14 protein-coding genes, 1 tRNA gene and 1 other RNA gene are annotated in these 12,031 nt (G+C 65.9%); 5 read left to right on the top strand and 11 right to left on the bottom strand.

Going from position 1 to position 12,031, the window contains the following annotated elements; genetic code table 11:
* Positions 1-535: 535 nt before the first annotated feature.
* Positions 536-1,258: an SIMPL domain-containing protein gene (locus tag AC1RT8_RS19865; RefSeq protein WP_493077695.1), complete on the bottom strand. Its 723-nt coding sequence runs from the start codon at positions 1,256-1,258 to the stop codon at positions 536-538.
* 11 nt (positions 1,259-1,269) lie between these two features.
* A complete protein-coding gene (gene glpK, locus AC1RT8_RS19860) occupies positions 1,270-2,736 on the bottom strand; it encodes a glycerol kinase GlpK (protein WP_493077693.1) in 1,467 nt (488 codons plus the stop codon).
* An 82-nt stretch (positions 2,737-2,818) separates the two neighbouring features.
* Here glpK and AC1RT8_RS19855 point away from each other — a divergent pair, with 82 nt between their 5' ends.
* The 3 genes from AC1RT8_RS19855 to AC1RT8_RS19845 all read left to right on the top strand — a co-directional run bounded on the left by AC1RT8_RS19855 (position 2,819) and on the right by AC1RT8_RS19845 (position 5,067).
* Complete coding sequence (locus AC1RT8_RS19855; protein WP_493077691.1) at positions 2,819-4,036, top strand: AI-2E family transporter; 1,218 nt, start codon at positions 2,819-2,821, stop codon at positions 4,034-4,036.
* Positions 4,037-4,060: 24 nt separating this feature from the next.
* Positions 4,061-4,909: a prolipoprotein diacylglyceryl transferase gene (lgt, locus tag AC1RT8_RS19850; RefSeq protein WP_493077690.1), complete on the top strand. Its 849-nt coding sequence runs from the start codon at positions 4,061-4,063 to the stop codon at positions 4,907-4,909.
* Between the two features lie 81 nt (positions 4,910-4,990).
* A tRNA-Asp gene (locus tag AC1RT8_RS19845) sits at positions 4,991-5,067 on the top strand.
* Between the two features lie 31 nt (positions 5,068-5,098).
* On the opposite strand, the gene AC1RT8_RS19840 is transcribed toward AC1RT8_RS19845, so the two are convergent.
* From AC1RT8_RS19840 to AC1RT8_RS19820, 5 genes are all read right to left on the bottom strand, one after another.
* Positions 5,099-5,311 carry a DUF2842 domain-containing protein gene (locus AC1RT8_RS19840; RefSeq protein ID WP_493077688.1) on the bottom strand — a complete coding sequence of 71 codons (213 nt, stop codon included), beginning with the start codon at positions 5,309-5,311 and terminating at the stop codon, positions 5,099-5,101.
* Positions 5,308-5,856, bottom strand: a complete 549-nt coding sequence (locus AC1RT8_RS19835; RefSeq protein ID WP_493077686.1) for a 5-formyltetrahydrofolate cyclo-ligase — start codon at positions 5,854-5,856, stop codon at positions 5,308-5,310. The genes AC1RT8_RS19840 and AC1RT8_RS19835 overlap by 4 nt, the downstream gene beginning before the upstream one ends.
* Before the next feature lie 155 nt (positions 5,857-6,011).
* Positions 6,012-6,168, bottom strand: a non-coding RNA gene (gene ssrS, locus AC1RT8_RS19830) — 6S RNA.
* 27 nt (positions 6,169-6,195) lie between these two features.
* Complete coding sequence (locus AC1RT8_RS19825) at positions 6,196-6,483, bottom strand: cell division protein ZapA (protein WP_493077684.1); 288 nt, start codon at positions 6,481-6,483, stop codon at positions 6,196-6,198.
* Complete coding sequence (locus AC1RT8_RS19820) at positions 6,483-6,671, bottom strand: hypothetical protein (RefSeq protein WP_493077682.1); 189 nt, start codon at positions 6,669-6,671, stop codon at positions 6,483-6,485. Before AC1RT8_RS19820 ends, AC1RT8_RS19825 begins: the two co-directional genes overlap by 1 nt.
* A 166-nt stretch (positions 6,672-6,837) precedes the next feature.
* Between AC1RT8_RS19820 and gap the strand changes: the two genes are divergently transcribed.
* Together gap and AC1RT8_RS19810 are read left to right on the top strand one after the other, a co-directional pair.
* On the top strand, positions 6,838-7,848 hold the full coding sequence (gap, locus tag AC1RT8_RS19815) for a type I glyceraldehyde-3-phosphate dehydrogenase (protein ID WP_493077680.1): 1,011 nt from the start codon (positions 6,838-6,840) through the stop codon (positions 7,846-7,848).
* A 37-nt stretch (positions 7,849-7,885) separates the two neighbouring features.
* Positions 7,886-9,085 (top strand): phosphoglycerate kinase, encoded by a 1,200-nt coding sequence (locus AC1RT8_RS19810; protein ID WP_493077678.1) that lies wholly within the window; start codon positions 7,886-7,888, stop codon positions 9,083-9,085.
* A gap of 2 nt (positions 9,086-9,087) precedes the next feature.
* Here the strand turns inward: AC1RT8_RS19810 and pstS are convergent, their stop codons facing one another.
* From pstS to AC1RT8_RS19790, 4 genes are all read right to left on the bottom strand, one after another.
* Positions 9,088-10,158, bottom strand: a complete 1,071-nt coding sequence (gene pstS / locus AC1RT8_RS19805; RefSeq protein ID WP_493077676.1) for a phosphate ABC transporter substrate-binding protein PstS — start codon at positions 10,156-10,158, stop codon at positions 9,088-9,090.
* Positions 10,159-10,322: 164 nt separating this feature from the next.
* A complete protein-coding gene (locus AC1RT8_RS19800) occupies positions 10,323-10,712 on the bottom strand; it encodes a PRC-barrel domain-containing protein (RefSeq protein WP_493077674.1) in 390 nt (129 codons plus the stop codon).
* 119 nt (positions 10,713-10,831) lie between these two features.
* Positions 10,832-11,350 carry a TlpA family protein disulfide reductase gene (locus AC1RT8_RS19795; RefSeq protein ID WP_493077672.1) on the bottom strand — a complete coding sequence of 173 codons (519 nt, stop codon included), beginning with the start codon at positions 11,348-11,350 and terminating at the stop codon, positions 10,832-10,834.
* Between the two features lie 93 nt (positions 11,351-11,443).
* The gene (locus tag AC1RT8_RS19790; RefSeq protein ID WP_493077671.1) at positions 11,444-12,028 is read right to left on the bottom strand and encodes a hypothetical protein; all 585 of its coding nucleotides are present in this window, start codon (positions 12,026-12,028) and stop codon (positions 11,444-11,446) included.
* Positions 12,029-12,031 lie beyond the last annotated feature (3 nt).

The following is a 12,031-nucleotide window of genomic DNA, read 5'->3' as shown; positions in this document are numbered from 1 at the left end:
CGCCTGCCACCGCACCTGCATTTATAATCGCAGATGCGGCGTCAGGTAAGTTACAAGGGGCTCCGGGAGCTATCGAGGGCTCCCGGAGCCCCTCACCAAGCTACGCTAGGCAGCAAGCTGCCAAGCTTCGCTATCCTCTCCCACCGGAGAGGAGCGATCGTCTGCGTGAGCGATCGTCTGCGTGAATGTCGATCCGCCTTAGCTGGCGACGCGATTCGACGGCTTTTTCGGCTGTTAGCCGCGGACATTTTTTCTTCCGCTGTTAAGTTGGATTTTCGGCCAAAATTTGCGGTTCGTTCTCAACCGCTTGCGCGCGTTTTCCGCTGTTATGCATAACAGCGGAAAAACGACGCGATAACAACGTATTTTTCCGCTGTTATCGCGCGCAAAACAGCGGTGATCTGCAACGATATTCAAGGTGAGAAAGAGCAGGGCAGTGCTTGAAACAGAGCGCCGCCCGGTGCCCCGATATCGCGACCGCCAGGATGTTGAATCGAGCCGTATCGACCGCTGGTCTTCGGTCGCGACGACCGCGCTATTTCGGCCCGAGCGCAAAATCGACGCTGACGCTCACCTGGCTGGTGTTGGTGCCCGCCATCACCGGCGGCGCCGCGACGGCCTGTGGCGCGACCTTGTCCATCATCGCCATCGACTCATAGGCCATCGGCACCGCCGATGCGCCGCCGTCGCGGATGGTGAGGATTCGGGCGACCTTGAGATTGGCGGCCTGGGCATAGGTTTCCGCCCGTGCCCGCGCGGCCTTGTACGCATTGGCATAGGCGGATCGGCTCGCCGCTTCGGGATCGGCAACGCGCAGGTCGGGGCCGGACAGCACGTTCGCGCCCGCCTGAGTCACGGCCGAAATAGCAGCGCCTGCCTTGTCGACGGCACGCATGCGGACAGAGACGACATTGCTCGCCTCGAACTTGTTCTTGTTCGGACCCCAGTCGATCCGGGAGACGGTCAGCCGCTGGGTCTGGATGTCGGCCTTGGCGACGCCGAAACCTTCCAGCGCGGATACGACCTTGTTCATGATCGTGTTGTTGGCGGTGGTCGCCGCATCGGCCGTCGCACCGATCGACGACACGCCGGCAGAGAAGCGCGCCTCGTTGGGCGCCGTTTCGGCCTGGCCGCTGGCGGTGACCTGAAGCAGCACTTCGTCCTGCCCGACGCCGCGCGGATCGCGCGGTCCGGGAGAGCAGGCGCCCAGCGCGAGCACGCCGCTCATAGCCATCCATCCGATCGTCGATCCGCGCATTTTCGTTCCTCTCACTCTTTGGCGATGACGCTCCGCACTGCCTTGTTCCAGCCCGTCAGCCGCTCTTCCCGCACCTCGGAGGCCATCTCGGGCTCGAACATCTCGACCGCCCCGCGCATGACCGCTGCCTCTTCGAGGCTCTTGAACAGCCCGCACCCGACGCCCGCGAGCATCGCCGCACCGAGTGCAGTGGTCTCGGCGAACTTCGGCCGTTCGACGCTCACACCGAGCATGTCGGCCAGGTCCTGCGCCATCCAGTCGTTCGCAACCATGCCGCCGTCGATGCGCAGCGTCTTCCAGTCGACACCGTCGGCCGCGAAGGCGGTCTTCAGGTCGTTCGCCTGGTGCGCCATGGATTCGAGCGCGGCGCGGACGATATGCGCGCGTTCGCTGGAGAAGCTGAGGCCGGAGATCGTCCCGCGCGCATCGGGTTCCCACCACGGTGCGCCGAGCCCTGACAAAGCCGGCACGAAATAGACGCCGCCGCTCGAGTCCACACTGCGCGCCAGCTTCTCGGTCTCCGCCGCATCGCCGATCAGGTGGAGCGTATCGCGCAGCCATTTGACCAGGCTGCCAGCGACGAACACCGACCCCTCCAGCGCATAGGCGCGGCGGCCCTTCAATTGCCAGGCGATCGTCGAGAGCAGCCGGTTGCGCGACGTCGGCGGGGTCGGCCCTGCCTGGGTCAGCACGAAAGCGCCGGTGCCGAAGGTCGCCTTGGTCTCGCCGGGCTTCAGGCAGGATTGGCCGATCGTGGCTGCCTGCTGGTCCCCGGCAATGCCGCAGATCGGGATGGCCGCGCCGAACAGGGTGGTCTCGCCGAACTGCCCGGCGCAATCGACGATCTCCGGCAAGGCGGCGCGCGGTGCGCCGAACAGGTCGATCAGCCCATCGTCCCACTGGCCGCTGCCGATCGCCATCAGGGCGGTGCGGCTGGCATTGGTCGCGTCAGTGATGTGTTGCCCGCCAGTCAGCTTCCAGATCAGCCAGCTTTCGATCGTGCCGACGGCCAGCCGGCCGCCGGCTTCCTTGAGCTGCGGCCAGTTGGCCATCGCCCAACCGATCTTCGAGCCCGAGAAATAGGGATCGAGCAGCAGCCCGGTCTTCGCCTGCACCACCGGCTCATGCCCCGCCTCGCGCAGGTCGCGGCAGATCGCGGCGGTGCGCCGGTCCTGCCAGACGATCGCGGGCGCCAGTGGCTCGCCGGTCTCACGGTCCCAGAACACCACCGTCTCGCGCTGGTTGGTGATGCCGATCGCGGCGATCCGCTCCGCGCCGCCGCCGCGTTCGACCACATTGCGGCAGACGGCGAGCGTCTTGTCCCAGATCTCCGCCGCATCATGCTCGACGCGGCCGCTCTCCGGATAATGTTGGATCAATTCGGCGGATTCGCTCGTAAGACACTTGCCGTCGGGCGCGAACAGCATCGCCCGGGTGGAAGTGGTGCCTTCGTCGATAACCAGGATCAGATCGCGCATGCGATCAGGCTAGCCGGGATTACAAGCGAGGGGAATGCGGCTAGGTTGTCCGCGAAGACTGTAGCGTAGAGGGGGCGGACGAGTGGCGGAGGGTTCCGGACAGGGCGCAGGCAAGGCCCCCGGTGAAGGCGCATTCGGTTTGCCGATCGACGGCGAGGAAGCGGGCGACGAGGCGCGGGTCGGGCAACGCCGCGACAGGCTGCTCGCCGCGCTGACCCTGATTGCCGGGATTGGCCTCGCGCTCGGCACGCCCTTCGCCCTGAAGGCCGGCGCCGAATTCTTCCTGCCGACCACCGCCGCTTTGGTCATCGCCATTGCGCTGGTGCCGGTGCTCGAATGGCTCGAGCGGCACCGCGTGCCCTCGGCGCTCGCCTCGCTTACCTGTGTATTGCTGTTCCTCGTCGCGGCGAACATCGCGCTGGCGGCGATCATCGTCCCGGCGACCGAGTTCTTCCGCAAGCTGCCCGACCGGATCGACCGGATCCAGATGAACATCGCGCCGGTGCTCGATCTTTATTCGAGCCTCGAAAAATATGTGAACCGCACCGTGCGACACCTCGCCGCGAGCGGGCCGGTGAATGCACCGCAAACCACCGCCGTCGCGCCGCCCAGCTCGATCCTGGAGCTTGCCGCCACCTCGGCGCCGACCGCGATCGTTCAGGTCTTTTTCGGCATCCTCGTCGTCTATTTCTTCCTCTCGGGCTGGACCCGGCTGCGGCGGCGGACGATCACCAGCCGGTCGAGCTTCGGCGGCGCGATGGCGACGGCACGGGTGATCCAGGATGTGGTCGACGACACCTCGGCCTATCTCGGCACGATCACCATCATCAACCTGTCGCTCGGCCTGGTCATTGCCTTCGCGCTGTGGCTGCTGGGCATGCCCTATCCGCTGATGTGGGGCGGCATCGTCGCCCTGTGCAACTACATCCCCTATTTCGGGCCGATCGTCGCGGCGATGCTGCTCGCGCTCGGCGGGCTGATGACCTTCCCCGATATCTGGGTCGCGCTGCTCCCGGCGGCAATCATGATCGGCGCGCATCTGCTCGAGGCCAATGCGATCACGCCGTTCATCGTCGGCCACCGGCTGACGATCAACCCGATCATGATCCTCATTTCGCTGAGCTTCTGGGGATGGGTGTGGGGTACGCCCGGCGCGTTGCTCGCGGTGCCGCTGCTGATCATCATCCAGACGGTGATCGGCGCCGCCGGCAAGCCCGACATCGCCGGCTTCCTGTTCGAGCACGGCACGCTGACCCAGCAGCGGCGCGACCGGCGGGCGGCGCGGGACGATGCTGACTGATACCGGATCGGGATGAGGGGCATGATGAGCGACGGCGCACACGCCCTCTGGCGGTGGCAGAATCTCGGCCTGTCGCCGGTCGCCTTTCATCTCGGCCCGTTCGACATTCGCTGGTACGCGCTGAGCTACCTCGCGATGATCGGCCTGGGCTGGTGGTATCTGCGCAGGCTGGTCGCCGAGCCGGGGGCGCCGATGACCCGCCAGCATGTCGACGATCTCGTCTTCTATCTGACGATCGGCGTGGTCGCCGGCGGGCGGATCGGCTATTCCCTGTTCTACAAGCCGGACCTGTGGGGCAACCCATTGGAGGTCCTGAAGCTGTGGGAAGGGGGCATGTCCTTCCATGGCGGTCTGATCGGCGTGCTTGTCGCGCTCGGCCTCTTCACCTGGAAGCACGGGCTGAACATGGTGCGGGTGTGCGATTACGTCGCCTGCGCCACGCCGTTCGGGCTGGTGCTGGTGCGACTCGCCAACTTCATCAACGGCGAGCTGTGGGGCCGCCCGACGACCCTGCCCTGGGGCATGGTGTTCCCCGGCGCGGGCGACGATCTGCCCCGGCATCCGAGCCAGCTCTATGAGGCGGGCCTCGAAGGCCTCACCATGATGATCGTCCTGTTCTGGCTGTTCTGGTTCACCGACGCGCGCAACCGGCCCGGCCGGCTGCTCGGAACCAGCCTCCTTATCTATGGCGCTGCGCGATTCCTGCTCGAGCTCGTCCGGCAGCCCGACAAGGGTCTGGAGCATCTGTGGTGGGGGCTGACGATGGGCCAGACGCTGAGCCTGCCGATCATTGCCGCCGGCCTGTATTTCGCGTTCCGGCCTTTGCCGGGCAGGGCGGACCTGCCCGCTGTCGCGGTTACCGGGAATAGTTGAGCCCATAGTTGAACGGGGTGCGAAAACGAGCGTTGACAGGCCCGGGCACCTCGCCTAGTTGCGCCGCCTCACGCTTTCCAAGCGGGTGTAGCTCAGTTGGTTAGAGCGCCGGCCTGTCACGCCGGAGGTCGCGGGTTCGAGCCCCGTCACTCGCGCCACCCTCCCTGATTTGGGGAGGGCGCAGCGACGTCACCGCCAGCGTCCGGTCTCCATCCACAGCAGCATGCGGCGCATCGGCAATATCCACAGCCAGACGATTCCGGTCACCAGATAGAAGCCGAGCTGCAGCAGCACGTGCCACTGGCCGATCACGCCGGACAGGCTGGCGACCAGGATCACCCAGGCCAGGATCATGCCGAGGATCGCGAGCATGCCGACGGGTTTGCGCCAGGAAGGGGTCATTGCGGCGTGATCCAGTCTCGTTCGGTGATGATGGCGTGGAGCGGCACGTCCCACGGCTCTTGCGGCAGGCTTTCGACCTGTTGCACCGACCAGGCAAGTCCGACGCGCCACGCGTCGGGGAATTGCGCGAAGGCGCGGTCGTAATAGCCAGCGCCCTGGCCGAGTCGGTTCAGCGCCGGATCGAAGGCGAGCAGCGGCGTCAGGATGATGTCGGGCGCCATCGCCGCCGCCTCGTGATGCGGCTGCGAAAGGCCGAACGGGCCAGCGATCAGCGCCGCTTCGCTATCCCAGGCAAGGAAACGCATCGGCTGCGAGCGGACGGTGACATGTGGCAGCACGATAGCGCAGCCGCGCTCGACCGCGGCGCGGGCGAGCGGCGAGGGATCGATCTCGCTGCCCATCGGGACATAGGAGGCGACCGTCAGGCCGTGTTCGAGCCGGGCGAGAAGGGCGGGGGGCGGTTCGATCGCGGGCGGGCCACCGGCGAAGAACCGGTCGCGATCGGCGCGGATGCGGGCGCGGAGGGCGGACTTTTCGGGGTTCATGGGAGGGGAATCAAGGGTAGCCCCTTCTCTTTTCGTCATGCCGGACTTGTTCCGGGGTCCACTGTTCCGCGAACTCGTCAGTGCGGAATGTGCGGCACGGTGGACCCCGGAACAAGTCCGGGGTGACGATCATGTCGCCTGTCTCGAATAGCGGTGGCGGGACCGCCATGGCCGTTTGCCTGAATATCCTCTGACGCCGTTAGCATCAGGTGGGGATCATGTACGACAGGCCAGGGCCAGCGCAGGGACAACCCCCTAGGAAGAATAATCGCCTCAGGGATAATCGGTAAGGCTCGTACCGGGCAGTGCCCGCCACCAACGAATATAGGCCCCAAGGGGTTAATTCTCAAGTACCGCCGCGAGTCGTTCGAGCCGTTCGGCTACCTGTTCGAGCATCATCGCTCCGGCGCCTTCCGGCGGACGGCGCTGTGCCTCGTCCAGCTCGTCCGCCAGCATCAGCGCGACGAACAACATGGTCCGTTCACCGTTGAGCCCGCCAGAGGCGCGCGCGGCGGTCGACCAATGCTTGTCGAGCAATTCGCCCAGCTTGCGCAGCTGAGGCTCCTCGCCGTCACGGCAAGCGACGGTATGGCGGCGATCGCCGATGGTGAGGGTGACGTCGGCCATTATCCGCCTTCGCCACGCGCGATGACGTCGTCCAGCGTCGCCACCGCTTGTGCGATCCTGGCACGCAGCACCGCGTGACGGCGCACCGCCGCCTCGGCCACACGATCGCGCTCAGCCACTGCTGCTTCGATTCTAGCAATCGCGCGATCGATCCGGTCGAGCGCGGGCGGAGGCGTCTCGTCTGCCATCGCTCCCGGATAGCATGGCTTTACCAGCGGGCAAGATCGATTTGGCGTACTGCGGTTGACGGGCGGGTCCGCCCACCGCAAAGACCGCGCGGCTTATCAGACTCGCCGGTCGCCCCTTTTGCGCATGTCCGCGCCGCGCCCGGTATCCGCGACGGAGGTAATTGCGATGACGGTGAAGGTTGCGATCAATGGTTTCGGGCGTATCGGTCGCCTGGTTGCACGCGCGGTACTGGAGCGTGGCGATACGGGACTTGAACTCGTCGCGATCAACGACCTCGCCGATGCCAAGTCGAATGCCTGGCTGTTCTCGCGCGACTCGGTGCACGGCAAATATCCGGGCAAGGTCTCGGCCGAGGGCAATGACCTGGTCGTCGACGGCAAGCGCATCCGCGTCACCGCCGAGCGCGATCCCGCCAAGCTGCCGCACGCCGAGCTGGGCATCGACATCGTGCTCGAATGCACCGGCTTCTTCACGGATCGCGAGAGCGCGCAGAAGCATATCGATGCGGGTGCCAAGAAGGTGCTGATCTCGGCCCCGGCCAAGGGCGTCGACCTGACTGTCGTGTTCGGCGTCAACAACGACAAGCTCGAGGCCGGCCACAACATCGTGTCCAACGCGTCGTGCACCACCAACTGCCTCGCGCCGGTCGCCAAGGTGCTGAACGATGCGATCGGCATCGAGCGCGGCCTGATGACCACGATCCACGCCTATACCAACGACCAGAAGATCCTCGACCAGATCCACCCCGACCTGCGCCGCGCCCGCGCGGCCGCCATGTCGATGATCCCGACCACCACGGGCGCCGCCCGTGCGGTCGGCGAAGTGCTGCCCGAGCTCAAGGGCAAGCTGGACGGCTCGGCGATCCGCGTACCGGTGCCGGACGTCTCGCTGGTCGACCTGACCTTCACGCCGAAGCGCGACACGACCAAGGAAGAGGTCAACGCGATCCTCAAGGCGGCATCGGAAAGCGGCCCGCTGGTCGGCATCCTCGATTACACCGACGAGCCGCTCGTCTCGATCGACCTGATGCACACTTCGGCAAGCTCGACGATCGACAGCCTTGAGACGGCGGTGCTCGACGGCAAGCTCGTCCGCGTCGTCAGCTGGTACGACAATGAATGGGGCTTCTCCAACCGCATGGTCGACACCGCCGGCGCGATGGCCGCGTTCCTGTAAGGGCGCGGAATCGAACCACGGGGGTAGCGAGGACGAGATGACCAAGCCATTCAAGACGCTCGACGACATGGGCGATGTCTCCGGCAAGCGCGTACTGGTCCGCGAGGATCTGAACGTGCCGATGGCAGACGGCGCCGTCACCGACGCCACCCGTTTCCGCGCGACCCTGCCGACGGTGACCGAGCTGGCGGATCGCGGTGCGATCGTCCTGATCCTCGCTCATTATGGCCGCCCCAAGGGCAAGCGCGACCCCGAGATGTCGCTCGCTTTGGTCGCCAAGCCCTACAGCCAGGTGCTCGGTCGCCCGGTGCGCTTCATCGAGGATTGCGTGGGCGAGGGTGCCGCCGAAGCGATCGCAACGTTGAAGGACGGCGACATCGCGGTGCTGGAGAATACCCGCTTCCACGCCGGCGAGGAAAAGAACGATCCCGAACTGGCCGCCGAGATGGCGAAGCTCGGCGACCTCTATGTCAACGACGCCTTCTCCGCCGCGCACCGGGCGCACGCCTCGACCGAGGGCCTCGCGCATATCCTCCCGGCCTTTGCAGGCCGCGCAATGGAAGCGGAACTGACCGCGCTCGACAAGGCCCTGGGCAATCCCGAGCATCCCGTCGCGGCGGTGGTCGGCGGCGCCAAGGTGTCGACCAAGCTCGACGTGCTCAAGCATCTCGTCGCGAAGGTGGATCACCTGATCATCGGCGGCGGCATGGCCAACACCTTCCTCGCCGCGCGCGGCGTCGATGTCGGCAAATCGCTGTGCGAGCATGACCTGACCGGCACTGCCGAGGAGATCTTCGACGCGGCGGAGCGCGCCAACTGCACCATCCATCTGCCCTATGACGTGGTGGTGGCGAAGGAATTCCGCGCCAACCCGCCGGTCCGCACCGTCAACGTGCATGAGGTCGCGGCCGACGAGATGATCCTCGATGTAGGCCCCGCCGCGGTCGAGGCGCTGGCCGATGTGCTCAAGAACTGCCGCACCCTGGTGTGGAACGGCCCGCTCGGCGCCTTCGAGACGCCGCCCTTCGACACCGCCACCGTGGCGCTGGCCCGCACGGCAGCCGCGCTGACCCGCGACGGCTCGCTCGTTTCGGTCGCGGGCGGCGGCGATACGGTCGCGGCGCTCAATCAGGCGGGGGTGGGCGACGACTTCACCTTCGTCTCCACCGCCGGCGGCGCCTTCCTCGAATGGATGGAAGGCAAGGAACTGCCAGGGGTCGCCGCGCTGACGCGATAGGCTCAGGGCGCTGCCGTATAAACCGGCTTGCCGTTCGCGGTGACGGTCGATGCCCATTGCTGACGCATCCGCTCCTTGATGGACGGCGGCAGCGGCACATAGTCGAGGCGCGCGGTCGCTTCGTCGCCGTTGCGATAGGCCCAGTCGAAGAATTGGAGCACCGCGGCCCGCTTGGCGGCATCCGCCCTGGTCTTGTGCAGGAGGATGAAGGTCGCCCCGGTGATGGGCCAGCTCGGCGCGCCTGCCTGGTCGAGCAGCAGCAGGTAATTGCCCGGCGCGTGCGCCCAGTCGGCGCCCAGCGCGGCGGCCGCGAACGACCTGGCGGAGGGCTGGGGATAAGCGCCTGCACTGTTCTGCAGCAGGACGTGGATCGCCTTGGTCTGCTTGGCAAAGGCATATTCGACATAGCCGATCGAACCAGGGGCCACCTGCACCGATGACGCGACGCCCTCATTGCCCTGGCCGCTGATACCCGCCGGCCAGGTGACCGAGTCGCTTGCCCCCACCTTGGCGCGCCAGGCCGGATTCTTCATCGCCAGATAGGAGGTGAACAGGAAACTGGTCCCGGAAGCGTCCGACCGGTGTACCGGGGTGATCCGCAGATTGGGCAAGGTCAGGCCGGGATTGAGCGCGACGATCTCGGGCGCGTTCCACTTCTCCACCTTGCCGAGATAAATATCGCCGAGCACGGCACCGGTGAGCTTGACCTGCCCCGGCTGGATGCCCGGCAGATTGACCACCGGCACCACGCCGCCGATGACGGTCGGAAACTGATAAAGGCCGTTCTTGTCCAGCTCTTCCGGCTGGAGCGGCCGGTCCGACGCACCGAAATCGACCTTGCCGGCTTCGATCTGCTTGATGCCGTCGCCCGAGCCGACCGCCCGATAATCGACCGCCACATCGGCCTGGGTCCGATAGCCTTCGGCCCATTTGGCATAAAGCGGTGCCGGGAAGGTCGCGCCGGCGCCCGCTACGCTTGTCCTGGGCTGCGCTGCGCTGTTCTGTGATGCGCCCTCGCTACAGGCGCTCGACAGTCCAAGTGCCGCGACCGCGATGAACAGTTTTGCGTTCACAGGAAGCCCTCTCTCTCATTGCTGGAATCGCTGCGACAACTGGCCCGATACGCGGCATGAACTCCTCGTTCCGAAACGCTTCATCGGAGAATGTGGAGGACGCACCCGGCGGCGCCGCTCCGAAGCTCGAACCGCCCAGCCGGGTGGGCCATGTGCCCCGGGGTTCAGGGATAGGGGAGGCCGTAATAGGTATAGACCTGCTCGCCATAGGCGCGGTCGAAGCTCGGCTCTTCATCGGCACCGTAATGCGGGGCCTTTTCGAGCAGCTCCTTGTCGATATCGACGACATAACCGCCCTGCTCGGGCTCGTAGGTCAGCGATTCCCACGGGAGCGGGTAATAATCGGCGCCCAGGCCGAACAGTCCACCGAAGGTCAACACGGCATATTCGACCTGGCCCGACTGTTTGTCGACCATGAAGTTGTGGATCGTGCCGAGCCTGTCGCCGTCCTCGTTGTAGACGGCCGTGCCTTCGACCTTGTTCGAAGCGATGAGCCAATCCGATTCGTCGATTTCGATATCGTCGATGTCAGTGTCCGTCGGTGCATCGGTCATGTCGGAGTCTCCATGCGATTCCCCCGCAGGAGTCATCTTGAACCCCGGACACGACAATCATGTGACGATGGGCCGCGGCAGCAACGCCGCTCTCCGTTTCTGCAGTTGCCCGACGGAAATCAGTTCGTTGCGGCCGGCGCTGCCGGCACCGGCTCGTTGAGCAGCGGTACGAGCGTCTGGTTGAGCGCCTCCAGATCGAATGCCCCCGCCCTGGCGTAGCGGACATGGCCCGACCGATCGATGACATAGTTGGTCGGCACGCCGTTCATGACGGCATAGGGGCCCTTGATCCTCCTCGCCGACGGCATGTGCATTGCCGCGAAGAGCTTCTTCAGCCTGAAAGGCGGCACCGAATCCTCGGTCGCGATCGCGAAGACCCTCAGGCCCTTTTTCTGCTGTATCGCATAATATGAATCCAGCAGCGGGAGTTCCTCCCGGCACGGCACGCACCAGGTCGCCCAGAAGTTCAACACCACCACCTGACCACGAAGCTGGTCGAGCGTCACCTTCGACCCGTCGATCATGGTCAGTTCGAAATTGGGGGCGACGTCGCCGACCTTGGGCTCCTTGGCCGCGGTCAGCAAGAGGGCGGCCACGCCCAGGCCAAGCAATTTCAGCGCGCGCGAGACCGATGGCATGGTGTGAATTCCCCCTTCTCTTCAATCTGATGCAAGGGGGGTGCGCAGGTCAATATCGCGACGCGCCGTCGCGCCCGATTCGACGTCGCCGGGCTAGAAATTCCACTGCTCGCAGCTGGCGATCACCCATCCGCTGAAGGTGACCGTCACGCCGATCAGGATCGGTATGCCGAAGATCGACCGCGCCGTCGCGACGGTCACGCCGGGCGCCGGCGTCTTCGCGTCGAGCGTGCACCAGCAGGGGTTCGTGCACAGGCCTGCACAAAGTCCCGGCCGTAGAAGGTGCGTCTGCTGGGCATAATCGAGCACTGCGAGGCCAGTCGCCGTCGCCGTCGCGGCGGCAAGGCTGCCGATCAAGGGCACGAAATATTGCGTGGAGCTTCCGGTCACCCACGCCGCGGAAAAGCGCGTCTGGGGGCAGGGTTTCCACAACGGCAACGGCAGGCCGAACAGCGCAAGGCCGACCAGCCGCTCGCTGCCCGTCGCGACGAACGCGGCTATCTCCGGCCCATTGCCGGCGAAGCTCAGCCGGTCGAGGCCCGGCGCATGGGGGCTGCGAACCGGTGCGCCGTAGCGCTTGGTGAGGACGGCCGGGATACCGCCGGACGGCGCGCCATCCGCCCCGGCCGGGAACAATCGCGCCAGCATGTCGGCAAGGCCCGTCCCGGGCGCCTCCATTGT

The organism is Sphingomonas sp. GW821-FHT10F11 (assembly GCF_058809095.1).
The sequence above is the reverse complement of the archived record's forward strand: the minus strand, read 5'-3'. Positions and strand labels throughout refer to the sequence as shown.